Origin of the sequence: Nocardia anaemiae NBRC 100462 (assembly GCF_001612725.1) — a bacterium.
GTDB classification, from domain to species: Bacteria; Actinomycetota; Actinomycetes; order Mycobacteriales; family Mycobacteriaceae; genus Nocardia; species Nocardia anaemiae.
The window spans coordinates 48,086-72,529 of the sequence record NZ_BDAZ01000021.1 but is presented as its reverse complement, the minus strand read 5'-3'; the positions used below and the strand labels follow the sequence as shown (position 1 = coordinate 72,529).

Genomic DNA, 24,444 nt, shown 5'->3' with positions numbered 1-24,444 from the left:
CGGCGAGAGATCTTAAAGTCTCCTCGCGCAACAGTGCCCTCATTTAGGCTGGGTGACCATCGCTTGCAGTACTGCGGGCCTCGTGGTCACAACAGGAGTCTCATGATGCGTACCAGCCCTGCACCCATGTTCCTTGGCATGTTCGCCGAGCGAACCCCGGACAAGCCGGCCGTGGTGATGGCTGCCAGCGGCGCGACACTCACCTACGCCGAACTCGAGCGCGGGTCGAATCAGGTCGCGCAGGCGATGCGTCGTGCCGGGCTGCGCCGCGGCGACCATGTCGCGTACCTTCTCGAGAACTGCCCGACCGCGTTCGAAATCATCTGGGGCGCAATGCGTGCCGGCTGTTACTACACACCGATCAATGTCTGGCTGAGTGCCGCCGAAGCGGCGTACATCGTGCGCGACTCGGGTAGCACCGTGCTGTTCGTGTCGGCACGCTACGCGGCGACCGCCCAGGAGATCATGCGGCTTGTCCCGGAGGTGACCCTGCTGATTTCCGTCGAGGGAACGATTTCCGGATTTCGCACGTACGAGGAGACGGTGCGAACCGAACCGACGGAACCGATTCCCGATGAGTCGCAGGGAAGTTCGATGAAGTACTCGGCCGGCACCACGGGTCGCCCGAAAGGGGTGAAGCGGCCCCTCCCGGAAGGCACGTTCACCGCGGCGGATCCCTGGCTGGACAGTCTGTGCGAACTCTACGGTTGGGGTCCCGACACCCGATACCTGTGCCCGGCTCCGCTGTACCACGGTGCAGGGCTTTGGTATACAACCGCGATGCACCGGATCGGCGCGACGGCGATCGTGATGGAGCGCTTCGACGCCGAGGGAATGCTGCGGGCGATCGAGCAGTACGCGGTGACGTGCGTTCAGGTTGTGCCCACTATGCTCATCCGCGCGCTGCGACTACCCGAGCACGTGCGCACCAGCTATGACCTCAGCAGCCTCTCGTCGGTAATCCATTCCGCGGCACCGTGTCCCGTCCCGGTCAAAGAGGCGATACTCGACTGGCTCGGCCCCATCGTCTACGAGTACTACGCGGGTACCGAGGGCATCGGATACTGCTGGATATCTCCGCAGGAGTGGCTGACGCATCGGGGCTCGGTCGGCCGGCCGAAGGTCGGCGTCGTCCATATCGTCGACGACGACGGGAACGAAGTTCCTGTGGGGGAGACCGGCGCCATCTACTTCGAGACTGTCGGCGAGCCGTTCACCTACCACGGAGACGCCGAGAAGACTGCGAAGTCGCGGCATCCGAAGGGCTGGACGACAGCCGACGATGCCGGCCATCTGGATGCCGACGGCTACCTCTACCTGAGCGACCGCCGATCGCACCTGATCATTTCCGGAGGCGTCAACATCTATCCGCAAGAGGTCGAGGACTTCTTGATCACTCACCCCGCCGTCGATGACGCCGCGGTCATCGGAGTCCCCAACGACGAGTTCGGCGAAGAGGTCAAGGCCGTGGTGGTGACCGCACCTGGCGAGGCCGCGGCGCCGGAACTGGCGCGACGATTGATCGAGGACTGCCGCCGTGCCCTCGCCCATTACAAGTGCCCCCGGACAGTCGATTTCGTGCTCGCACTTCCGCGCGGCGAGAACGGGAAGTTGTACAAGCGGAAGATTCGCGATGCCTACTGGCCGCAACGGTAACGCCGCGCGAAGCTCACCGCTCGTCGGAGTCCGCGCGTCCGACGCCGACACACCACCAGTTCTGAACCAACACAATAGGAGTGCCCATGGGACCGCTGTCCACCGTCCGCGTCGTCGAGCTCGTCGGGACCGGGCCAGGCCCCTTCTGCGGCATGGTGCTGGCCGACCTCGGCGCCGACGTTCTGCGGATCGAGCGTCCCGGGCGAAAGCCGAGGTCCGCGGCCGACGCGCGGGCCGATCTGATGAACCGCGGTCGCCCATCGGTCGGTGTGGATCTGAGCTCACCCGACGGTGCCGAGCTGGTTCTCGACCTGGTCGCACAGGCGGATGCTCTCATCGACCCATTCCGTCCCGGCGTAGCCGAGCGCCTGGGTGTGGGCCCTGAGCAGTGCCTCGCGCGTAATCCGGGGCTGGTCTTCGCGCGTATGACCGGATGGGGCCAGACCGGGCCGATGGCTCCGCGCGCGGGGCACGACATCAACTACATCGCGCGGGCTGGGGTACTCGGCCTGTTCGGTCGCGCCGGGGAACGCCCAGTGCCGCCGATGAATCTGGTCGGTGACTTCGGCGGTGGCGCGATGATGTGTGCGGTCTCCATCCTGTCCGGAATCATGCACGCACGGGCAACCGGCACAGGGCAGGTGGTCGATGTCGCGATGGTGGATGCGGCCGCCTGGCTGGCGACCGTGGTGCACACGCTGCGCGCGATGGGACAGTGGCGAGGTCGTGGCGAAAACCTTCTCGACACCGGCGCGCCGTTCTACGAGGTCTACGAGACCGCCGATGGGCGCTACCTGAGCGTGGGCGCTATCGAGCCGAAATTCTTCGCGATCCTGGTCGAGGGGATGGGGATCGCGGATCAGGCGCTGCTCGACCAGCAAAACGATCGAGACCGGTGGCCTGCCTTGAAGAAGCGGTTCGCCGAGGTCTTCCGGACTCGCACACGTGACGAGTGGATGGCGGTGTTCGACGGCGTGGATGCCTGCGTGGCTCCCGTGCTGGACATCGATGAGGCCATCACCGATCCGCATATGCGGTCACGTGGCACATTCGTCGATGTGGACGGCGTCGTCCAGCCCGCACCCGCGCCCAAATTCAGCGCCACCCCGGCCACGATCGGTGCGGCGCCGGCGTTACCAGGAGAGAACACACGCGCGGGTCTGCTCGCCTGGGGGATCGCGCCGGATCGGGTCGACGCGTTGATCGCGAACGGTACTGCGCTGGAGGCGGAGTAGGACACAGAGCGTGGCCCGAGGCAAACAATGCTCGGGCCACGTTCCGTCACTGGCGAATGGTCAATGATCCGTTGCTGAGCACCGGTTCGGCGCGCTCTTTGCTCGACACCTCGACTGCGATCCGATCGGCGTCCTGCCATGTCGACACGATGAGAGTCTCCCCGGGGTAGACCACGCCGGAGAAGCGCCCGCCCCACGAACCAACTGCGGTGGTCTCGCCGCCGAGGATCTCGTCCACCACCAGTTTGCACGCCATGCCCCATGTGCACAGGCCGTGTGTGATGGGGCGCTGGAATCCCGCTCGTTCAGCGAACTCGGGATCTATATGCAGTGGATTGTGATCGCCGGTGAGCCGGTAGAGAGCGGCCTGCTGTGGAAGCGTCCGCAATTCATACACGGCATCCGGGGCCCGGGCGGGTGTCCTCTTGCTCGTCGCCGGTCCCGGATCGCCACCGAATCCGCCCGCACCTCGCAGAAAGCTGCTGAATCGGTTGGTACACAACGGCACGCCGCCGTCGGCCAGCACCACCTCGGTCACCAGAACCGCAGCCTTGCCCTTGTCGTACAGGCCGACGATGCGACCGGTGCTCGTGGTGCCCGCGCCGAGCGCCGGCAGTTGACGATGGACCACGAGTTCCTGTTCACCGTGCAGCATGAGCGTAGGGTCGAACACTATTCCGGGTGCGGTGAGCAGCTCTCTCGCCACCGGCTGCGCGGTGATCACCCCGAAGGTGGGCAGTACCTTCAGGTCCGCTTCGAAGACGTACCGCAAATGCTCAGCGTCGACCGGGTGTGCGCCTGCGCCCAGGCCAAGGTGGTAGAGGATCACCTCCTCTGGTTTCCACTCCGTAGGCCGCTTGATCGGCTGCGTGGCGAGCACCGTATCCGGATCCATCGTCACAACTTCTCTCCTGTCGACATTCGAACCGTGGCCGGTCGGTGAATTCACTTGCACCGCAGTGGATGTCCTGGTCCATGGCTACGAATTCAACATCGAACGCATGGCGCGCTCGGTCTCTTCGTCGGTGGCGGACAGACTCTTCTCGATGAGCTCTTCGGCATCCGGGCTGCCGTACCACCGGAGCCGGGGAGTCTCCTCGGCCAGCGCCTGGACCACTACCGCCGCCACCTCTGAGGCGGGGTAGGGCGTCGTTCGCTGTGCCGCGACCGTGGCCATGAAACGACGGCCGATCTCGTCGTAGGGCGGCCGGTCCAGACCGGCGACCTTCCGGTTCTGCGGGAAGTTGGACTCGACCGCCCCGGGTTCGATGAGGATCACTCGGATTCCGAGATGTCCTACCTCCCAACGCAATACCTCGGTCAGCACCTCCAGAGCATGTTTGGTCGCGGAGTACCAGCCGAGTATCGGCCGGGCGCGGGTGCGCCCTGCGGCCGACGACATATTGACCACGGCGCCCCGGCCGCGTTCGCGCATCGCCGGCAGGAACGCCTGAGTCACGCGCACCACGCCCAGCACATTCGTCTCGAAGATCGACTGCACCGCATCGAGTGGTGTGGTCTCGATCGGCCCCCATACGCTGATTCCCGCGTTGTTGATCAGAACATCGATCGGTCCGGCCGCTTCGACCGCTGCGGCCACTGACGCATCGTCGGTCACGTCCAGGCAGAGCCGTTGCGCGACATCGAGATCGGCCAGTTGTGCCTTGTCGCGGGCGGTCGCCACCACCTCATATCCCTTGCGTGTCAACTCTATTGCCACCTCTCGGCCGATGCCGGTCGAGCAACCTGTGACGAGGACCCGCTCCATAATCACTCCTTCATCGAGCAGAGGACAGCATCGAAATCGACTGGTCGACTTCGGTACGCAGTCGTTGCGCCTGCACGCGCAATTCGTCGCTGTCTGGGCGCAGCGGCTTTCGTTTGAGCAGCAGCGCACCCGCGGAGGCCTGTTTGAACCGGACCAGCGCGGCGAACCACGCCAGGTCCGTCACCGTCGTGCGGGAGGACTCCTCATACGTGGCCACGATGCGGTCGACCGACGGCATCCCGGGCGCCGTGCATTGCTGATGAGGGTTGCCCGCGGTGTCATGGTGCAGGAGGAACCAGCCCAGATCCAGGCGTGGGTCGGACATGGCCCACAGCTCCCAGTCGACGATCGCGTTGACCTCGCCGCCCTGGCACAGCATATTGCCGAGACGGTAATCGCCGTGCACCAGCGATGTGCGGGATTGCTCAGGTACGTCAGCCCGCAGTAGCGCAGCCGCCTCGTCCGCCCTGCCGCGAAATTCCTCGGGGACGGTGCTGAATGCGCCCACCCACTTGTCGATCTCCGCGGTCAGTGCGATGACCGACTCGTCTCCCAGGCCGATTTCATTCGGGCTCACACGGTGCAGGGCGCCGAGCATCCGCGCAGCCGCCATAACCCGGTTGCACACCTCGGTCGGCGAGGGCAGCGGGCCGTATCCGAAGATCGGCTCCAGACACTCTCCCGGTTCGAACGACATCGCGAACAGCGGTGGCACACTTGGTGGTTCGCCTTCGTGGACGAACAGAACACGCGGCACGCGTACCTCGGGAATCGTCGCCAGTCCGGAGATCGCACGCGCCTGCCGCAGCACATCGCGATTCTTGGTGGGGGCCAGACCAGGTGGGGCGACCTTGACGATCACGACCGTAGTTCCGGCCGGTCCGGTCAGAGTTGCCCGGTACGTCAGTCCCGATGCTCCTCCGGCCATTCGCTCGAGATGTGTCAGACGCCCGGCCCCTGACTGTGCGGCCGCCGCGTCAATTCGGTCCGTCAGCTCAGCGAGATCTACTGCCGTCCTGCGGTTCTCGTCGTTTCGCGAATTCGCTTCGGCCGTCATTTCGTCGCGAAGTCCCAACCGCGGCCTTCCGCGTACTGCTTCAAGATGGTCTTGCCCACTCGCTCGATGTGCACCTCGTCCGGACCGTCGACGATCCGGTAGATGCGTGCCATCCGGTACATCTGCTCGAGCGGGGTGTCGTCGCAGACCCCCAGTGCACCGTGCACCTGTACCGCTCGATCGAGGACCCGCTGCAGCATGTTCGCGGCGTATGTCTTCACCGCACTGATCTCGACGCGGGCTTGCTGGCCCGCATCCATCTTCTCGGCTGCGTCGAGCACCATCATCCGCGCGGTGTGGATGTCGGTGTAGGACTGGTAGACGTAGTGCTGCATGAGTTGCTTGTCAGCGAGAACACCACCTCGAACCTGCCGGGTGTTGATGCGATCGCACATGAGGTCGAACGCGCGCTGCGCCTGACCCAGCCAGCGCATGCAGTTCGTCAGGCGCGCCGGCCCGAGCCGGGTCTGGAACAGCGAGAAGCCTTGTCCGCGTTCACCGAGCAGGTTTTCCCGCGGGACTCGCACATCGGTGTAGCTGCATTCGGGATGATTGGAGTTCAGGCCCATGACGAAGACGTCACGTTCGATTGTGTAGCCAGGCGCCGAACTCGGTACCAGGATCATCGAGAACCGCTCGTGTCGTGGCGCGTCGTCGGATTCCGTGCGGCACATGACGCAAATCCAGTCGGACGTGCGCGCCGCGCTCGTGTACCACTTGCGGCCGTTGATGACCCATTCGTCACCTTCGAGGCGGGCAGTGGTGGTGATGGTCGTGGGATCGGAGCTGGCTGCACCTGGTTCGGTCACCGCGAACGCGACATGGAACTCGCCCTGCACCGCCGGCAGCAGAATCTGCGAGCGCTGACTGTCGGTGACGGCCTTGTCCAGCATCAGACACGTCTGCACAGAATAGGAACCGAATATGTGCATCGCCGGATCGGACCGGCCGATGACTTCATTGACGTAGGCGTAGTCGAGCCAGGGCAGACCGCGCCCGCCGATTTCGGCGGGATGACCCATTGCCCAGAGACCCTCGGACTTGGCCTCGGTAATCAGCTTGGTGCGTAACGCGTCCGCTTCGTCGCCGCCACGCAGCAGGAGCCGCTCGTGCGGGATGATCCGATCGTCGACGAATCGTCGAACCTGTTCGCGCAGTGGACGTATCCGTTCGGGTACCACGTATGCCATCTACCTGTTGTCCTTTCCCGCATGGGTTTGGCGATCGAGATCGCCTGGCAATAGCTTTGCCACGGTGCTTCTGTCGACCGGAGTGGAGCTGACCAGTGCCAGTACCGGGTCTGTGACACCCGCATCCGCGTAGGCCGACAGCCCGGATCGGCAGCGCTCAGGAGTGCCCCAGACGCACACCGCGTCGATCAGCTCGTCAGGAACGGCGGCGATCGCTGCCGACCGCTCGCCTTGTTCCCACGCGCTCGCGACCGGATCCACCCACGAGGCGTGACCGAGCCATTCGTAGAACTTTCGATACACCGGAGTGGAGAGATAGGCCGCCACGATAGGCGCCAGCGTCTTGTGTACCAAGTTGAAATCTTCTGTGGGACAGACCATTATGCGATCGACAATCCGGGCCTTCGGATTGCGTGAGCGGACCTCGTCGACCAGTCGCCGCACGTCGCTCGCGCTCACCCAGTTGAGGATGACGCCGTCCGCTTCGTCTCCTGCCAGGGCCAGCATGCGCGGCCTGAGCGCGGCAAGCAACAACTCTGGTGGCTGACTCGGCGGGTCGACGAGCCGGAACCCGTTCGAACTGAACGTGTCGAAGTGGTCCCGCACACGTTCTCCTGCCAGCGCTTGCCGGAGAAATCGCAGTACATCGCGGGTCTTTGAATAGGGCTGGTCGAACGCGATTCCGTTCCAGCCGGAGACGATGTTCGGGGACGACGCCCCCAGTCCGAATCGCACGCGCCCAGGGGCGACCCGTGCGAGGGTGGCCGCGGTGACGGCAAGTACCGACGGCGCGCGGGTGAACGTCGAGACCACCGCGCATCCGAGGTCCAGGCGGGGTTCGGCTGCGGCCAGTCCCAGCGGGGTGATTGCGTCCGTACTCGCGGACTCTGAGGTCCAAACACTGCCGTACCCGTGGTCGGCCAGTTCCGACCAGAAATCGGTGTGTTCGGGCAACGTCAGCCCTTGAAAGGGAACGCTGAATCCCCATGTCGTGACGCCCACCAGACCTCCCACTTCATCGTTTGGCGGCGGCCGCTGAATCGGAGCGGCTGGGTAAAAGAGTAGCCTGTACTATGTGGGCTCGGAGGAGGTTTGAACAATTGTCAGAGTAAATCGAGCATTTTGATGAAGCGCCTTCACGGAAGGCGAAGTGAACAGCATACTGTATTGCTGCGGAGTTGCTTGGAAAAGAGTTGGCTGCTGTCTGGGGCTTCAATCCGATCCGCCGTCGTCAGCGAGCGGCTGCTCGCCCGGCAACCCGAGTTGATCGCAAGGCCCAGTGGTGGCCACAGCGCCGGAACTCACGCCAACCAACCGTGCACGCGCGCAGACGGCCGCCGGCGCAGCCGAAGCGGATGCTGTCAGCGCGATGATCCTGCGCGGAATAGCTGAGATAGAACAACGTATCGAGGCGCGAGAGTCGTTCTGACGAAACATCTTTGAAGTCCGAGGAGCGGATGGCGTGTCCGTCTGCGACTCGGGTCGAGGTTCCGGGTGAGTAGGCGAGATGGTGATGCCGCGAATGCAGTACCACCATCCCGAACAAGTCGGTGGTTCAGTGGGTCTTCTGTGGTTGGTGGGTGGGGAGTTGGACGGGCCCGTGTTGGTGGGAGGGGAGGAGGATGGTGGCGGTGCCTCGGATGTTTTGTTGTTGGCGTTGGTTGGTGCCGGTGAGTTGGAGTTCGATGAGGGGGCCGTGTTGTGGGTCGATGCGTTTGCCGGTGATGTGGCCGGTGATCCAGGTGGTGTCGCCGATGTAGTTGAAGCGGCGGAATTCGGCGCGGACGTTGAAGACCCAGCCGTTGTTGCCGGCGTAGTTGGTGCAGTAGTGGGTGAGCCAGGTCCAGCGGATGGGGCCGATGTCGTACGCGGCGGGGACTCCGATGTCGCGGGCGGTGTGGTCTTCCCAGTGGATGCGCATGATGGCGTCCCAGGAGTTGAAGTCGTTGCGGCTGTAGAAGCCTCGGAGGGTGCGTCGGTTTTCGCGGGCGAGGCGCAGGGCGGGGAAGCCGTAGCCGTACCAGCCGGCGCCCATGAAGAAGTTCATGAGGTCGGTGATGGTGAGAGGGCCTTTGACCATGGGTGGTAGTTGCGTGCCGATTTGAGCGTCTTCGTAGTAGAGGGTGTCGTCGCCGCGGATGTATTCGGCGTCGTAGGCGGCGTCGATCGCGTCGATTTCGGCGTCGGTGTAGTGGGCGCGTTGGTCTTTGGCGTATTTGTTGTCGGAGTCGACTTTTTTGCGTTCGGCGTGGATGTACCAGGGGCGTCGGATAGCGTAGGTGGTGCCGTCCTCGTCGTACCAGCGGTGTTCGTTGGTGGCGATGGCGGAGGTGCCGGCGAATTCGGATTTTTTGACTTGGACGTCGGCGAGGACGCTGCTGCGGTAGAGGCGGGTTCCGGGGGTGATGGGCCGGTAGTACCAGCCTTCGTGGCCGGCGTTGAACAGGTGGACTCCGCGTAGGGCTCCGCGGGTGGCTTCGCGGAGTTCGTCGCCGACGGTGGGGGATCGGTCGACGCCCATGGTCCATTCGTATCCAGGTGGGGCGATGACTGTTCCCCAACGGGTGCCAGCGGCGTATTCGGGGTTGGTGTAGAGGGGGTTGAGGTCGCCGTATCCGTGGGTGTATTGGCGGATGGAGTCGATGCTGGCTGTTTCGTTCCAGGGCCAGTCGACGAACCCGGTACGCAGGGTGGGGTTCGGGGTCCCGATCCGTGCTCGCATCTTGGCCAGGGATTCCTCGGTGATATCACCATGAATCAAACCATCAGACATACCTACTCCAATCGCATCTCACTCGGCCGGGCTACGAACTCGCCGACACGGCACCAAGGGAAGAGTACACTAAATTATGGTTATCGATGTGTGTGTCGGGTTGTTCCGAGGAATTGGTTCCGGCCCGCACCGACCAGCTGGGGGAGTTGTCCACCGGGCGGGCGGTGCTGGTCGGCGTTGTCGGTGTCGCGGAATCGGTGGGTGTCGACCGCCGCGGCGATCTGCGGAATCCGGGGGCGCAAGTGTGTGAGGATGGCGCGAAGGCGCTCGCCGACGGTCTTCTGCCGACAGGTGCCGTGCGGCGGGATGCTGGTGAATCCGCAGTCAAACTTGCCGAGGTGGTCGCGAAGAAGCTGATTGCTCGGATCGCTGATCTTCGCTACCCGGTTGGTGCGATTATCGGGTCGGAGCCCGAGTTGGTGGCCGAGCTCGGTGTCAGTCGTGCGGTGTTCCGAGAAGCGGTGCGGCTCTTGGAACGTGACGAGATCGGTCGTATGCGGCGCGGACCAGGCGGGGGCTGATGGTCACCGAACCGCATGACATGCTGCGTCGGTGGCCAGGTCGGCGGCGATGTATCTGCAATTTCACGAGGCCTGCCCGCGGGACATTTTCGAGGCTCGGCGTGCCGTGGAGTTGACAATCGTCGAGCTCGCTGCCGAGCGGATAGACGAAGACGGCGTTGTCATGTTGCGCGAGGCGCTTGCTCGGGAGGAGCATCTTCAGGAGTCCGGTGGGCACCTGGGAAGCAACAGTCTGCATCTGCTGATCGCCGATCTGACCGGTAATCCGGCGCTGCGGGTGTTTCTCGAGGTCATGGCGCGGTTGACACCCGAGATCAAACCCGTCGAGCAGGATGCGGTGGAAGGTCGTCAGTCGGCCGTCCGGCACGCACACGGCCGGATTGTCGACGCGATCATCGCCAAGGACGCGTCTCTCGCCAAGCATCGGATGCTGCGGCACCTGCAGGGGATCGGCAGGTACCTCGAGGCCGGCGAGCGGGTGGATCGTGATTCCGGCGGCGTCCCCGAACCTGGTTAGCCAGATCTGGGGACGCGAATCCAAACAAGCTGTAGAGTATCCCTAATTGCCGAAACAGGTAGTTGCGGCGAAGGGCGTGCCACGGTCGTTATCGTCGGCGACAACGTCGCATTGCCGATCGTGGTCGTGATCAGGCTCGAACCCGAAACCTGCTCGAGCACAGGGCTTTCCTGTGCCGATCGGTGCCGTTGGCAGAAGTATGTCCGGTTGGTTTCGGCTGAGCGCGCATCCTTCCCCTTCCCCCGTAGTTCGGCGGTGTCGTCATGTACTTCGAAAATGCCGTCGCACCAATCTGGATGGCTGATGCTTGTTTCGAGGCGTGCCACCGAGAATCAAGGAAAGCGGAGTATGGGTACATCCGAGCTCGATAACTGCGATGGTGGGACCGGTGATTTGGGAGTCATTCTCGTTCACGGTGGCCTGCATGGTGGCTGGTGTTGGGACAACCTTCGACGAGAGCTGACCTTCCCGTCGGTTGCTGTCGATCTTCCAGGGCGTGGCGCGAGCTCCGAGCAGCTTCTGTCCATAACTTTGGAGGACTGGGTGTCCTCGGCAGCCGCGCAGGCGTCCGATCTGGATGCCGGACGCCTGATTTTGGTTGGCCATTCGCTCGGCGGTCTCACGCTTCCGGGGCTCGCGGCGGCGCTGGGGGACTGTGTCCACGCGATGGTGTTCGTCGCTGCGTTGGGGCCCGCCGAGGGACAGACGGTGGCACAGTTGTTGAACCCTGCCGATCCCGGTGCGGTGCTCGATGCGGGAGGTTTGTTCCCTGTTCCTCCATTCGAAGTGGCCTGCTACATGCTTGGTCTCGAAGACCTGCCCCCGGATGAGATCGATCCGTGGCTGCGTCGTTTGGCGCCGGAGCCGCCGCTGCCGATCACGACGCCTGTCGACCGGTCCGGCATGCCGCGGGTCCGGACGATCTACGTGCGCGGTGAACGAGACGTCGCGGTCGGTCCCGAACTCGCCGCGCAGATCATTCACAACCTGGGCAATGAGATCGAGGAAGTGGTGGTCTCGGCCGGGCACAACATGATCGCGACTCACCCTCGGCTGATCGCTCGAATCGTAGAAGGCGCGGCGGAAGTGAACGCGAGGCCGCAGATTGCCTGAGCAACCCTTCGTCAGCCGCCAAGGCCGCGGAAGAACTCTGCGGCCTCGGCGAATCGCTGGCGCAACAGGCTCGGATAGTCGAGGTTCTCGCCCAGCGCAGCGCTTTCCTGCGCCACCTTGTGGGCGATCGCGAAACCCATGGCCGACCACAGCGTTGGACGGGGATCGGATCGGACATCCGTACCCAGACGTTCCGCCAGCACTTCGGCGACATCCGCTTCCCAGGTTCTCGCATGCTCGTAGTAGGCAGTCAATAGCCGGGGGGTCGAGAAGATCAGCGACAGGATCGGGTCGTGCAGGGTGCCCTCTCGAGAGAGCGGTGTCGCGGCGATCAAAGCCTCGCAGAGGGCATCGCTCGGGGCCACGGCAGGCCGTTGCCGACGCAGCATCTCGTGCACTGTCGGTGCGGTTTCGTCGATCCAATCGAGCGCGACGGATTCTTTCGTCGGGAAGTAGCGATAGAAGGTGCGCTCCGAAACCCCGGCCCGCTCGGCGATTTCGGTGATGTTGGCTTCGTGGTAGCCCTGTGTCAGAAACGCATCGATCGCGACGGCGCGAAGTTCCTCCCGTGTCGCGGCCTTCTGTCGCTCACGTCGGGTCGTGCGGACGGGCAAGGAAACCTCCTGTGATCGGGCGTGTTCTCAGCCTACGGCCACGGCCGGGCGCATCTTCTCGCAATGTCATCGGGGACGGGTGCTCCCCGGCCGGGAACACGGGCCGGGAGAGCCCCACCGGTACCAAGCAACGGGAGGATCCTGGGCACCCTCGGCCTTTCTGGTGCCCCAGCAGACAGTGGTCGATCTGTTCCAGAAGACCTCGGAGCACTTGATGGGCCGACGTCTATCGAGATCGCGCTCCGGCCGCGCGCACAGCCCAGCCGCTTGCGACAGTCCACGCGTCGGGTTCGGGGAACTGAACGATTGGATAGTCTGCCGTAGTGCCGGTCGAGAGCTTATCCGGGTTGTGTCGCCGCTGGCTGGGCGATCTTTGCACGGAGTGCCTGAAGCGCTGATTCCTTGGCCATCCGTACATGGTGGCGAGCCGCTTGCACAGCGCGAGCGGAGTCCCGTGCTTCGATCCACGCCACGGTCTGCTCGGCCTCTCGCCGGCTTTCCTCGGCTCTGCCCGGGGAACGGATCGACAGGTTCTGCATTATGACAATTCGAGCCGTGATCGACCCGAACAGTTGCTTTAGGAGTGCGTTTCCCGCGCCGGTGAAGAGGATCTCGTAGTAAGCGGACGACGGGTTGGTTGCGTTGTCGTTGTGGCCGGGGGAGTCCGCGAAATGACGTACGAGAGCTGTGACTTGTTCGCCGGAGGCATTGGCGATGAACAGTTCCACGGCGGCACTCTCGAGGTATTCGCGGACTTCGAACAGTTCTGCGAGCTCGGCTTCACTGAGAAGAACGACCTGCAGCCCTCTGCCGGGCGCGGGCTCGACCAGGCCCTCGGCCTGGAGCTGCCGGAGTCCTTCACGTAGTGACGTGCGGCTGACGCCCGTGAGTTCGACAAGCTGGCGTTCGGTGAGACGGTCGCCGGGGTTGAATACGCCGTCGAGGACGGCCTTGCGCAGTGTGTCGGTCACCCGGTCACGCAGGAGGCGCTCCGGACGTTGAATGCGCAAATCCGTCATTCTCGATACCTCTCCCAGACGCGCCGGTCCCGGAGACGGAGGGAACGCGGTCATCGTGTCGATCGACAAGCGTACCGATCAGGCTTCCATGGGCTGCCGATCCGCCACGGCGAGCTGTTCAGCAGTAGGTCACGGTCCGGGCCGAACCGGCGCAGAACTCTCGGCGTCGTCCATCCGAGAGCGAACAGCTGATGATGCTTGTCCGGAGCACGGCGACAACGCGAATCGGCTTCAGTGGGCTGTGCCCGCAGCCTTGGCAGCTGGCCGCTGCCCATCCGATCCGCTGGCCAACAGCCCAGGGAAATGGCAGCCGAGGGCAGTGCCGCCGCAGTCGGCTAGATCTCGAATGAGTTGGTACAGGGTTTCGGTCGCCAGCCGGGTGTCGACATCCGAAACTGCGCGCCAATCCGGCCTGAGCATTTGCCCAGGGCAGTACAGGGCATCGCCTACGAGAGTCACCCGCTCCCCGCGGTCGTGCACGGTGTAGAAGGTGTGTCCTGGCGTATGGCCGGGTGCGGGCAAGCTCCGCACACCCGGTGCGATGTCTGTCTCGCTATCGAGGAGCTCGATTCTGCCCGCGTGATCGAGTTGCTGCAGTGCGTGTAGGAGATGAGGCGCGGGTGCCGGATCGGCGCCACCGGTCACGAAGTATTCCCAGTCTCTACGGCCTAGATAGACGGTGGCATTCGGGAATGTCGGCCTTCCAGCTGCGTCGGCAAGCCATCCAATGTGGTCAGCATGAAGATGACTGAGTGCTATCGCATGGATCGCGCTCGGCGCCATACCCATTGCCGCCAGGTGTTCGAGCAGGAGTCCCCCGATCAGAAGGCCTCGTCCTCCGAGATCGGTTGGCCCTGCCCCCAGGTCGATGAGCGTGTTGCGTTCGCCAGGGACAAGGAAGCATCCGATCGGCAGCCGCACGTCACTGCCCTGCTCGTTGGCGAGGTGGTCGTAACCGGCGGTCGGCGATTCGGCTGTGCCGAGAAAGCGCTCGGGAACACGGAAAAAGCCATCGGACATTGCGATAAGCCTCAGCTGTCCGACCTCGACCGTATTGATCGCATTCGCTGAGACAGGATCCTGGCGAAGTGGATGGATGTCTATGGGGCCGACCATCAGTTCGTCTCCTCGAATATCGGTCGAAATACAACGGCTTCCGCGGTGTGGCATCGCCGTCGTGGACCCGGTTGCTGTGGGCAACCGGGTCCACGCGTTCAATGAGTGAATCAGGCTGCCCCGAGCCCGATTTCGCAATCGGGACGTGGGCAGAGGTTCGATGGGCCGATGGCCCGTGCACTACGAGATGTCGCGAGGTGTGAATTCGAGTGGTATCAGACTCGGCTGGACCTTGCTCTGCCCGCCGACGTACTTGATGGCCTGCCCCTCCGGCAACCGGTAGTCCGGGATGGCGGAATTGAACTCTTCGAGGGCTATCCGCAGCTGCAACTTCGCAAGGGGGGCGCCGAGACAGCGGTGGATACCGGTCCCGAATGTCAGGTGACTGGTTTCGAAACGACTGAAGTCGACTTTATCGGGATTCTCGAACGCTTCCGGGTCATGGTTGGCCCCGCCGGTGTGCACCAGGATTCGGTCGCCGGCTTTGAGTTGGACGCCGGCGATTTCGATGTCCTCGGCGACGTCGCGGACATTGTGGTGGAAGCCGTGGAAGCGGATCAGCTCCTCGACGGCATCCGGGATGATCGCCGGATCATCGAGCAACTCCTGCCGGTACTCGGGGTTCTTGGCGAGGAATCCCATGGAATACCCGATCATCGAGCCGGTGGAGTCGGTTCCCGCGAAGAACAGAAGGGAAGCGATATTGAGGATGTCCTCGTCGCTGAGCCGGCTCCCATCGAGTTCGGCCTCGACCAGGAAACTGATGATGTCGTCGCCGGGATCCTCGCGCCGCTGTTGGATGACCTCGGTGATGATCTGATCGATCTGCTCCACCACGTTCTTCCGGAACGCCGCGCCTGCCCCCGCTCCCTGTGTCCGTCGCACATCTTCGGCACCGAACACCAGATCGTAGGACAACTGGTTGAAGTGCGCGAAGTGCTCCGGTGGGAGTCCCAGGAGGTGACAGTAAGTCGCCGCCGGCAGTAGCAGAGCGAAGTCGCTCATGAATTCGCATCGGCCAGTCGGTGCGATGCGGGCCAGTCGTTCGTGCGCAGTCCGCCGGATGATGGACTCGAGACTCTTCAGCCGGTTCGGTGAGAACATCGGCATCAGCATCCGGCGGTACTTGTGATGCTCAGGCGGGTTGAGTCGCAGCGGGATGTGTTGGCGCCCCGTCCAGTTGGGCGTCACCGTCCCCCATTGCGGGAATGCCGTGTAGTTCTGGAAGGCATCTCTGATGTCGTTGAATCGCGTCAGTACCCAGAACCCGCCGCCGAAGGGCGTGTAGAAGATCGGCTTGTCCCGGAAGGCGTTGAGAGCGGCAGGGGGAAACGCCATGACCTCCGGACCGTTCTGCGGGTCGTAGTCCACGACGAGTTCAGGTGGGACGTGTGCGGGTATTGCCGACGTCGAAGCTGCGGCCTGCGGGGTCGTCACGGATGGTTCCCTTTCTCGACTACGTTTTCAGCTCGGTTATCGAGCGGTTCGAGGGGACGGCCTACCGCTCCTGGGGTGGTATGGCATGCCCGGAGCTCTTCGGCGTACCGCGCACCGCGACCGGACGCTGTGCCGACGCCGTGCAACGGTCGAATCTGCAACGACTGTCCAACCGTCACGTCCGTGCCCTCTCATCTCGGTGACCGCGCACCGCGCGCCCGGAAGAGGCAGCAGCACCGCGGTACAAATCAGGATACTCATAAGCGTCAAGTCTGGCTGCCATACCGTCATGACATGTTCTGAAAATAGGTCCTGGCCAGGCATTGGAAGGGCGCATCGCGACCTCATCCCTGTGTTCTGCCCATGCAATTGAGTGCGCCTAAGGTGCAAACCGTGGGTGTGCTCGTCCGGTGGTTTTGTAATTGCCGACGCGGTGCGGCGAACAACGCTGGCCGTCGAACGATGACCGAACTGGTCTGCCGGGGGCTCTCGCCGGTGGGCCTGTCTGTTCACGGCCGCTGCAGGGGAGATCAATCCGGCCCGTGTTTGCCTACTTGTTCTCCGGGAGGTGCCGGCGCGTGGCCGCCGCTGCCGCCGCGACGTTGCCGATGGTGGGGATGATCAGTGAAAAGCGCTCTGGCGTAAGTGGTTCGAAGGCTGTGTAACGGCGGGCTAGCTAGCCCGCTCGGCTCGGTCTTGTCGTCGCGAATATGTACTAACACTGTTAGGCAAGTAGGGTATCGCTCCTCTCCTTCCGGAGGTGACAGGTGACCGAAATCCTCACTGATGCCAATCCTGTTCGGCCTGAACATCCTTCGCCGCGCGCGGCAGGGTGCCCATTCGATCCGCCGCCCGCGCTGCGAGCGCTGTTGCCGGAACATCCGGTGTCTCGCGTGCGGATCTGGGATGGCAGTGCACCATGGCTGATCACTCGCCACGATCACGCGCGTGCCTTGCTGAGCGATCCGAGGATCAGTTCCGATTCGACCCGGACGCTCTTCCCGCGCCGCAGTCCGGGTGGCAAGGCAAGTGACCAGGTTCGCCGGACCTTCCTGCAAATGGATGATCCGGAACATGCGCGAATGCGTCGGATGGTGACCGGGCCGTTCGTTGTCAAGCGAATGCGGGCGATGCGGCCGGAGGTACAGAGGATCGTCGACGATCTCATCGATGGGATGTTGGCCGGCCCGAAGCCTGTCGATCTGGTGGAGGTGTTCGCGCTGCCGGTTCCGAGGCTGATCATCTCCGCGTTGCTGGGCGTCCCGTACGCGGATCACGAGCTGTTCCAGACCAACACCAGGGTGATCGTTCGGCGCGATTCGAGTCCCGATGAGGTGCTCGACGCGACGGAGACGCTCACTGATTATCTCGACGATTTGCTGACAGCCAAGTTGGCCGACCCGGCCGACGATGTCCTCTCCATGCTGGCGACCGAGCGTGTCGCAACCGGAGAGTTGACCCGGCGAGAGGCCGCCCAGATGGGCACGCTGCTGCTGAGTGCGGGCCATGAGACCACCGCAAACATGATTTCGCTGGGAACCGTTGCCCTGCTGCAAAATCCGGATCAGCTCGTGCTGATCCGCGACAGCGACGAACCGAACGTGGTCGAGCGGGCGGTCGAGGAGTTGTTGCGGTACCTGAGCATCACCCATTCCGGACGTCGTCGCGTCGCACTGGAGGATATCGAGATCGATGGGCACACAATTCGTGCGGGGGATGGGGTGATCGTCGCCAACGACATCGCGAACCGTGACCCCGAGGCGTTCCCGGATCCCGACCGCTTGGATAACACCCGAGATGCCCGCCGCCACATCGCGTTCGGCTTCGGCATTCATCAATGCCTGGGGCAACCCCTGGCACGTCTCGAATTGCAGATCGCGTACAAGTCCCTGTACTCGCGTATTCCGACTCTCGCCTTGGCTACCGATGTCGAGCAGGTGAGTTTCAAGCACGACGGGATCGTGTATGGGGTCTACGAACTCCCGGTCACCTGGTAGCCGGTCGAAGGAGAACCGCTCGTGCACGTGGAAGTCGACCGGCTGAGATGTGTCAGATCGGGACAATGCGTCATGACCGCACCGGAGGTCTTCGATCAGGATGACGCTGGCATCGTGATCCTGCGGCAGGACACTCCTGGCCTTGATCAGCACGACGCTGTGCCGGAGGCCGCCGTCATCTGCCCGGCTGCGGCGATTCGCCCGACCGGGCAAAGTCCATCGGCGAACCAGGTCGGATCATGAGCGTGGCGCTCGGCGGCCGGAGTGACCGCCGCCCGAGCTCGTGCGAGTTCATGATGGTCATGGCGTGGAATTCCGGCTCGGGACAGTGGTTTCCGAGATCACCACCGCGTCGGGGCATGCTGCGGTCCAGTGGTCCGAGGCCGCACAACTCGATCCGTACCCGCGTGCCACTCAGCGCTCCGAATCGATGAGGAGCTGCAATCGAGAGCCGAAATGGCTGGGACGCAATGGAACCCGCGAACCTTTCCGCCTGTACTTCCTGGTCGGCAGGTCTGCGAATGTGTTACCAGATAGGAGCAGTCAGCGCTGAAGTGCGAGAGTAAGCAGGTCGTCTGCGGTCTCAGTCATAGTCCGTCGATCGATCGGGAACGGTACGGACACGGCCAGCGCGACGATCCCGTGCAATGAGGCACGAAGGAGCCTGGCGACTCGGACGTTCTCCTCGAGTCGGGGATCACCGCCGCGGTGAGCTGCGACGGCTTCGTTCCACACCCGCACCAGTTCGAATACGGGGTGTCCTCATCGGTGTTCTCGACGCGCTCTATCCCGAACATCAGTCGATAGTGCCTGGGATTGTCGATGGCGAACTGGCAGTAGACCTGCGCCATTGCCTGCAGTGCCCGGCGTGGATCGTCCTCGGCCGCACTGACTTGTTGTAACTCCTCGATCAGCCGCGCGTAGGCGCGTCGTGTTACTTCGGCGACCAGTTCGGTGCGGTCCTTGAAGTGGTGGTAGATGCTCGGTGCGGAGATGCCGACTTCGCGGGCGACTGCGCGCAATGAAAGATCGCCCTCCCTGCCGGATTCGGCGAGCAGGCGCGCGGCGGCGGAAAGTATCTCCTCGCGCAGTACAGCGCCCTCACCCCATCGGCTCGGAGTACGGCGCTTCGCCTCCCGCGTCATTTTCGTCGTCTCTCCTGCCCCGCCCGACTCGGATCTTCGGATCGGCCTGGTACTCAGGACCGAATCGTCCGACTCTGTGCCTTTTCGAACATAGCGGTTGTTCGTGCGCAGCGTGATCGGTGCCTACCCGCGGCCGCCCTTCGGGCGTCTCGCGCGCGTTCGTCGGCCGCCGCATGCCATTGAGTACACCCATTGACAGGCGGTCTAAAGAGTATACGGTATTACGTACTACAAAACTTCCCGCGCGATGGCGTGCTGCAGCCTGTGCAGGGCTGGTCGGCAAGGTCATCGGCGATGTCGCCGATTGCGAGGACCTACATGTCGGATTCCACTGGCAAGACCGAGAAGCCTCAGACGCCGTATCAGGAACTGGTCCAGGTTGATGATCGCGGTAATTACGCGATCCTCACGATCAACCGTCCGGAGAAGCGCAATGCGATGAGCTTCGACTCGCTCGCTCGCTTCCAGGAAGCGCTCCAGGAGGTGCGTGGCAAGAAGGCAGTGGTCCTGACTGGTACGGGGCCGTCGTTCTGCGCCGGTATGGACCTGTCCGAAGCGGCGAAAAGTGCTGAGTTCTTTGCGAATCGGACCAGCCAGGAGACGCACCTCTGGACGGCGATCCAGGCTCAGATTCGGGCTCACGGTGCGGTATTCATCGCCGCGGTCAACGGGTATGCGCTCGGCGGTGGATCGACCTTGATTCACAGCTGCGACCTGGCGATCGCGGCGGAGTCCGCGAAGATTGGTGCGCCGGAGATGGGCTTCGGCGGGTTCCCGCTGCAGGCTGGGCCCGCCGCTGCGAAGCGCATGGCGCCCAAGCACGCGGCCGAATTGATTCTCACCGCTCGCCGTGTGGACGCACACGAGGCATACCGCATGGCGATCGTCAACAGGGTCGTGCCCGACGATCAACTGCTCGCCGAGGCGGTCGCCCTGGCCGAGCAGCTGGCCGGGTTCGACGCGGTGGCCCTCGACTGGGGCAAGAAGACTCTCCAGCGTATGGAGGATCTGACCTGGGACGAGGCGATGGACTACTGCCAGATCACCAACCTGGTCATTCGGAGCCAGAGCGATGCGACGAAGCAGGGGTTGAGCAACTTCGTGCAGGGCAACCGGACCATCGGTCAGGGCGCCTGAGACGACTCGCGGATTCGGAGATGAGTATGAGCAATGCTGAGAGCATCCGATCCTCGGGCGAGCGGCGGACAGCCCTGCTTCCCGCATCGACGAAGGTGCTCGAGCTGGGGGACACCGTCGCGACCGGAACGGCTGGGCGATACCTGGAACGGCTCGGCGCGCAAGTGACTCGGGTGCTCCCGGTCGGAGCACCCACCGAGACAGCCGATCTCGCTCCACTGATCGGCGAGGGTGACAACACTCGATCGGCCGTCGCCGAGTGGTTACACCATGGCAAAAACCTGGTCTCGATCGATCTGGGATCCGCTGACGGTCGTGGTCGACTCGAACTGCTACTGGACGAAGCGGACGTCGTGCTGATCGCGGGGACGAGCGCAGAGTGGGAAGGCTTCGGTGTGCCGGTTGCGCACATTCGCGAGACCGCCTCGCGCGCAGTGATCGGTCAGATCACGCATTGGGGTGATTCCGGGCCCTACACACGCTTGCATGGGAGCGAGTTGTTGGCACAGGCCGCCGGCGGCTTGATGAATGTCATCGGTGTTATGGAACGCGAGCCGGTGCGGCTCGGCGGCCATGTGATGCAGGCGACGACCGGCCTCTTGGCGCTCGATGGGGTGATGATCGGCCTGTTCCGGCGACAGAACACAGGCGAGGGTGCATTCTTCACGACGTCGGACTTCGAGTCGGTGGCGCACCTCGAATGGAAGATCGCCAGCGCCACACAAGCAGGGCGCCCCCGCGAGCGTCGTGGACAGGACGGCGGCGGTCCGGTGGTGGTCCGGACGCGTGACGGCCACTTTGCGATGTTCTTCACCCCCCCGCATTGGGACGACGTCAAGAAGATCGTCGGCGACCCGCGGCTGGACGAGGACCGGTTCAAAGATCCGGCCGCTCGGGCTCAGCACCAGGCTGAACTCGCCGCTGTCATCGAGGAGACAACCCGCACGTTGTCGAAGACGGACCTCTACCATCGCGCGCAGTCACGGGGGATCCCCGCGGGCCACGTCGCTACGATGAGCGACCTGCTGACATCGCCGCAGGCCCGCTCCCGCAAGTTTTTTCAGAGTGTCGAGATCGATGGTGTAGGAGCCGGAGAAATACCGGACGCACCGTGGCAGATCCTGACATCCGACGATGCTGGTTCGGAAGTGAATGTCGCATGAGCGGAATGCTCGACGGCCTGAAAGTGGCCGATCTCTCCATCGTCACGGCGGGCGCGGGGGCAACACAGGTTCTCGGGGACTTCGGTGCCGATGTCGTCAAGATCGAGAGCGAAGACCGCCCGGATATGTACCGTCTCGGATTCACCGGTGACCAGGGCGGGTCTACCGACCTCGACTTCCCGCCATTCCGCGTGGCGAATCGCAACAAGCGTGGTTTGTCCGTGAATCTCAAGGCCCCCGAAGGTCATGAAGTGGTGCGGCGCCTCATCGCCGACAGCGACGTCGTGGTGGAGAATTTCCGCCGCGGTGTGGTCGAGCGGCTCGGTCTGGGATTCAAGGATCTGATCGATATCCGCAGCAACATCGTGCTGGTCTCGATATCCAGCCAGGGCGCGACCGGACCCGATCGTGGGTACACCTCGTTCGGTACTACGCTCGACGCGCTCGGCGGGATGATGTCGGTGACGGGTTACGACGAGTCCACGCCGACCTGGTCGAGCGGCCGTGTCAACTATCCCGACCAAACGGCGAACACGATCTCTCCCGCGGTCATCCTCGCCGCTGTGATGGCCTCACGCGCAGATGGGAGACCGCGATGGGTGGATTTGTCGCAGCGCGAGGTGGTGACGAGTCTGCTCGGCGAGTGGATCCTCGAGACTTCCCTGACCGGTGCGGCACCGGGTCCTTCCGGCAATGCCGAGCCTGGCAGGGCCGAATGGGTTTCGCGGTGTTCCGGCGAAGATCGATGGTTCGCGATCTCTGTGCCCTCAGCCGCCACGCGCGAGCGTCTTGCAACGATCGTCGCGGCCGATCTCAGCGGTGATCCCGACGGCGATGTCGAAGTGGCCGCGCTTCGTTCCGCGACGGACCGGTGGGCGGCAGACCGCACGCGCGAGGCCGCAGTTGCGGTACTACAAGCAGCCGGCCTCGATGCTGTTCCGATCAACAGCGGCGAAGAGCTGCTGAACGACCCGTACCTACGGGAGCGCGGCTGGTGGCAGACGGTTGATCTCCCTGACGGCGGCGGTACCGAGCAACAGCGCGGGTGGGTCGTTCAGTTCGACAAAGGCGGACCGGACCGCGTGCGGAAGAGGGCACCCCATGTCGGTGAGGACACCGATGAGGTGCTTGCCGAATTGGGGTATGTGCAAACGGAAATCGAGTCCCCGTACGCCCGAGGCGTTGTCTCCCGGCCGCGGTCCGCGGCAAGTCGTGGCTGATTCGGCGGACAACAGCGAGGTCTGCGGCCCACCACAGATGAGAAAGGCATGAATGTGACGGACATCAGAGGGAAAGTCGCGATCGTCGGGTTGGGACACTCCGACCAAGGCACGTTCCCGGGGAAGAGCGCCGAACGGCTCTCGATCGAGGCCATTCAATCCGCACTCGCGGATGCTCAGCTGACCAAGGATCAGGTCGATGGCTTGATCACCTGCAAGTCGATCCAGGGTGGCAACACCGATGTGAGCGTGGGCCCGCTGTTTGGGCTGAGCCCGAAGTACGCGCAGACCCTGGACTACGGCACATGCAATTTTTCACTGCACCTAGCGGTGCAAGCGATTCTGACCGGGTTGGCCGAGACGATCGTATTGGTATACGGCGCGAACGCTCGCTCGAGCAAGGTGAATTTCGCCGCGTCGCAACCGACGCTGGAGGGTGCGTCCGGCTTCGTGCACATCGCCGGGCAGGCGGGAATGGCACTGCAGCGGCACAAAGCGCTGTACGGCACGACCGACGAGGAGTTCGGCTGGTTCGCGGTCTCCGAACGTGAATGGGCACAACGTAATCCGCTGGCGATCTTCCGTGACCCGTTGACGATCGAGGACTACCTGGCCCGGCCGTACATGGTAGAGCCGTTGCGTCGTGAGGATGTCACGATGGTCTCCGATGGCGGTGTGGCGCTGGTGGTCACCAGTGCCGAACGAGCCCGGGATTATCCGAACAAGCCGGTGTACATCTTGGGCATGGCGGAGAACAACGAGATCCGGGGCGACTATTTTCCCGACTGGCATATGCGCCCGAACATCAAGGGCACCGCCGCAAGGATCTGGGAGACAACGGGTTTCACTCCGGACGACATCGACATCCTGTACATCCAGAACCCGACCGCGGTGTGGAACCTGCAGATGGTGGAGTACTACGGGTTCGCCCCCGTGGGTGAGGGTGGTCGTTGGGTGGCCGAGGGCCACACTCGCCCCGGCGGTGACATGCCGCTGAACACCAACGGCGGACAGCTGTCCGAGAGTTATATGTGGGGCTGGCTGCACATGGTCGAGGCAGTGCGCCAGTTGCGTGGCACGGTCGAACCCGAGCGTCAGGTGCCCAACAACCCGGAATTGGCCCTGTACTGCTCGACCATGGCTTTTCACAAGAGTGCCGCATCGATCATTGGAGTGGATCAGTGAGCACGACACTTACCCGGCTGCCCGACGTGACCGCGCCGGCCACCGCGCCGTTCTGGGAGGCGGCCAAGCGGCACGTGCTGGTCGCGCAGAAGTGCGAGGATTGTGGAGACCTGCGGTATCCGGCTCTCGAGATCTGCCCGAAATGCTGGTCTCCGAACCAGGTCTGGACAGAGATCTCTCCGCAAGGCACGGTCTTCAGTTTCGTGGTCTACCACCGTGCGCTGGACCCGTCGAAGAACAACGAAATCCCTTATGTCATAGGACGAGTCGTGACAGACGATGGCCCGATTTTCAACGTTCGCCTGGACATCGCGCCGGGAGACGCCAAAGTGGACCAGCGTGTCCGGGCATCCTGGGATGACGTCAACGACGAGGTTACCCTGTTGCGCTTCGAATCGGCGTGAGCGAGGAGACCACCACTCTCACCGAGGAAACATCCGCGTGGTTCGACAAAGGAATTGCTTCCACACCCGATGAGCACGATGTAGTAGTGGACGGGGTGAACGTCCACTACTACATCGTGGGGCGCGCAGGGGGATGCGCCGGTCGTGCTGGTGCACGGGGCTTGCACCCGGACAATC

General features: G+C 63.5%; 24 protein-coding genes. 13 read left to right on the top strand and 11 right to left on the bottom strand.

From position 1 onward, the window contains the following. The first annotated feature begins 126 nt into the window (after positions 1 to 126). Positions 127 to 1,656 carry an acyl-CoA synthetase gene (locus tag NA5_RS14675; RefSeq protein WP_062986093.1) on the top strand — a complete coding sequence of 510 codons (1,530 nt, stop codon included), beginning with the start codon at positions 127 to 129 and terminating at the stop codon, positions 1,654 to 1,656. Between the two features lie 86 nt (positions 1,657 to 1,742). Further along, entirely contained in the window at positions 1,743 to 2,891 is a 1,149-nt protein-coding gene (locus NA5_RS14670) for a CaiB/BaiF CoA transferase family protein (RefSeq protein ID WP_062986091.1), read from the top strand. A gap of 46 nt (positions 2,892 to 2,937) precedes the next feature. Here the strand turns inward: NA5_RS14670 and NA5_RS14665 are convergent, their stop codons facing one another. The 6 genes from NA5_RS14665 to NA5_RS14640 form a co-directional block, all read right to left on the bottom strand. Continuing rightward, positions 2,938 to 3,786 (bottom strand): MaoC/PaaZ C-terminal domain-containing protein, encoded by an 849-nt coding sequence (locus NA5_RS14665; RefSeq protein ID WP_062986089.1) that lies wholly within the window; start codon positions 3,784 to 3,786, stop codon positions 2,938 to 2,940. 84 nt (positions 3,787 to 3,870) lie between these two features. Continuing rightward, a complete protein-coding gene (locus tag NA5_RS14660) occupies positions 3,871 to 4,659 on the bottom strand; it encodes an SDR family oxidoreductase (RefSeq protein WP_062986087.1) in 789 nt (262 codons plus the stop codon). 10 nt (positions 4,660 to 4,669) lie between these two features. Further along, a complete protein-coding gene (locus NA5_RS14655; protein ID WP_062986085.1) occupies positions 4,670 to 5,587 on the bottom strand; it encodes a phosphotransferase family protein in 918 nt (305 codons plus the stop codon). A 125-nt stretch (positions 5,588 to 5,712) separates the two neighbouring features. Further along, positions 5,713 to 6,906, bottom strand: a complete 1,194-nt coding sequence (locus tag NA5_RS14650) for an acyl-CoA dehydrogenase family protein (RefSeq protein ID WP_062986083.1) — start codon at positions 6,904 to 6,906, stop codon at positions 5,713 to 5,715. Next, complete coding sequence (locus tag NA5_RS14645; protein ID WP_084484132.1) at positions 6,907 to 7,908, bottom strand: LLM class F420-dependent oxidoreductase; 1,002 nt, start codon at positions 7,906 to 7,908, stop codon at positions 6,907 to 6,909. A gap of 553 nt (positions 7,909 to 8,461) precedes the next feature. After that, a complete protein-coding gene (locus tag NA5_RS14640) occupies positions 8,462 to 9,679 on the bottom strand; it encodes an FAS1-like dehydratase domain-containing protein (RefSeq protein ID WP_062986079.1) in 1,218 nt (405 codons plus the stop codon). Between the two features lie 92 nt (positions 9,680 to 9,771). Between NA5_RS14640 and NA5_RS14635 the strand changes: the two genes are divergently transcribed. The 3 genes from NA5_RS14635 to NA5_RS14625 all read left to right on the top strand — a co-directional run bounded on the left by NA5_RS14635 (position 9,772) and on the right by NA5_RS14625 (position 11,830). Next, the gene (locus NA5_RS14635) at positions 9,772 to 10,200 is read left to right on the top strand and encodes a GntR family transcriptional regulator (protein WP_062986077.1); all 429 of its coding nucleotides are present in this window, start codon (positions 9,772 to 9,774) and stop codon (positions 10,198 to 10,200) included. Positions 10,201 to 10,231: 31 nt separating this feature from the next. After that, on the top strand, positions 10,232 to 10,717 hold the full coding sequence (locus tag NA5_RS14630; RefSeq protein ID WP_157110418.1) for a FadR/GntR family transcriptional regulator: 486 nt from the start codon (positions 10,232 to 10,234) through the stop codon (positions 10,715 to 10,717). 348 nt (positions 10,718 to 11,065) lie between these two features. Continuing rightward, on the top strand, positions 11,066 to 11,830 hold the full coding sequence (locus NA5_RS14625; protein ID WP_062986073.1) for an alpha/beta fold hydrolase: 765 nt from the start codon (positions 11,066 to 11,068) through the stop codon (positions 11,828 to 11,830). 11 nt (positions 11,831 to 11,841) lie between these two features. Here the strand turns inward: NA5_RS14625 and NA5_RS14620 are convergent, their stop codons facing one another. The 4 genes from NA5_RS14620 to NA5_RS14605 all read right to left on the bottom strand — a co-directional run bounded on the left by NA5_RS14620 (position 11,842) and on the right by NA5_RS14605 (position 16,016). Further along, the gene (locus NA5_RS14620) at positions 11,842 to 12,444 is read right to left on the bottom strand and encodes a TetR family transcriptional regulator (RefSeq protein WP_062986070.1); all 603 of its coding nucleotides are present in this window, start codon (positions 12,442 to 12,444) and stop codon (positions 11,842 to 11,844) included. A gap of 338 nt (positions 12,445 to 12,782) precedes the next feature. Next, entirely contained in the window at positions 12,783 to 13,463 is a 681-nt protein-coding gene (locus tag NA5_RS14615; RefSeq protein ID WP_062986067.1) for a GntR family transcriptional regulator, read from the bottom strand. Positions 13,464 to 13,694: 231 nt separating this feature from the next. Further along, complete coding sequence (locus NA5_RS14610; protein ID WP_169811301.1) at positions 13,695 to 14,483, bottom strand: MBL fold metallo-hydrolase; 789 nt, start codon at positions 14,481 to 14,483, stop codon at positions 13,695 to 13,697. A 276-nt stretch (positions 14,484 to 14,759) separates the two neighbouring features. Further along, entirely contained in the window at positions 14,760 to 16,016 is a 1,257-nt protein-coding gene (locus NA5_RS14605; protein ID WP_157110417.1) for a cytochrome P450, read from the bottom strand. A gap of 2 nt (positions 16,017 to 16,018) precedes the next feature. On the opposite strand from NA5_RS14605, the gene NA5_RS14600 reads away from it, so the two are divergent. The 3 genes from NA5_RS14600 (at position 16,019) to NA5_RS14590 (ending at position 18,256) form a co-directional block, all read left to right on the top strand. Next, positions 16,019 to 16,219, top strand: a complete 201-nt coding sequence (locus tag NA5_RS14600) for a hypothetical protein (RefSeq protein ID WP_062986061.1) — start codon at positions 16,019 to 16,021, stop codon at positions 16,217 to 16,219. 564 nt (positions 16,220 to 16,783) lie between these two features. Next, positions 16,784 to 18,013 (top strand): cytochrome P450, encoded by a 1,230-nt coding sequence (locus NA5_RS14595; RefSeq protein ID WP_062986059.1) that lies wholly within the window; start codon positions 16,784 to 16,786, stop codon positions 18,011 to 18,013. A gap of 21 nt (positions 18,014 to 18,034) precedes the next feature. Next, positions 18,035 to 18,256, top strand: a complete 222-nt coding sequence (locus tag NA5_RS14590) for a ferredoxin (RefSeq protein ID WP_062986057.1) — start codon at positions 18,035 to 18,037, stop codon at positions 18,254 to 18,256. Positions 18,257 to 18,600: 344 nt separating this feature from the next. Here NA5_RS14590 and NA5_RS43555 read toward each other — a convergent pair whose 3' ends face one another. After that, positions 18,601 to 19,158 carry a TetR/AcrR family transcriptional regulator gene (locus NA5_RS43555; RefSeq protein WP_062986055.1) on the bottom strand — a complete coding sequence of 186 codons (558 nt, stop codon included), beginning with the start codon at positions 19,156 to 19,158 and terminating at the stop codon, positions 18,601 to 18,603. A 294-nt stretch (positions 19,159 to 19,452) separates the two neighbouring features. Here NA5_RS43555 and NA5_RS14580 point away from each other — a divergent pair, with 294 nt between their 5' ends. The 5 genes from NA5_RS14580 to NA5_RS14560 are packed head-to-tail and all read left to right on the top strand — an operon-like array spanning position 19,453 to position 24,267. Continuing rightward, positions 19,453 to 20,295: an enoyl-CoA hydratase/isomerase family protein gene (locus tag NA5_RS14580; protein WP_062986053.1), complete on the top strand. Its 843-nt coding sequence runs from the start codon at positions 19,453 to 19,455 to the stop codon at positions 20,293 to 20,295. A gap of 20 nt (positions 20,296 to 20,315) precedes the next feature. Next, positions 20,316 to 21,458: a CoA transferase gene (locus tag NA5_RS14575; protein WP_084484127.1), complete on the top strand. Its 1,143-nt coding sequence runs from the start codon at positions 20,316 to 20,318 to the stop codon at positions 21,456 to 21,458. Further along, entirely contained in the window at positions 21,455 to 22,678 is a 1,224-nt protein-coding gene (locus tag NA5_RS14570) for a CaiB/BaiF CoA transferase family protein (protein ID WP_062986050.1), read from the top strand. Before NA5_RS14575 ends, NA5_RS14570 begins: the two co-directional genes overlap by 4 nt. A 54-nt stretch (positions 22,679 to 22,732) precedes the next feature. Further along, the gene (locus NA5_RS14565) at positions 22,733 to 23,863 is read left to right on the top strand and encodes a thiolase family protein (RefSeq protein WP_245672233.1); all 1,131 of its coding nucleotides are present in this window, start codon (positions 22,733 to 22,735) and stop codon (positions 23,861 to 23,863) included. Then, entirely contained in the window at positions 23,860 to 24,267 is a 408-nt protein-coding gene (locus tag NA5_RS14560) for a Zn-ribbon domain-containing OB-fold protein (RefSeq protein ID WP_062986046.1), read from the top strand. Before NA5_RS14565 ends, NA5_RS14560 begins: the two co-directional genes overlap by 4 nt. The last annotated feature ends 177 nt before the right edge of the window (positions 24,268 to 24,444 follow it).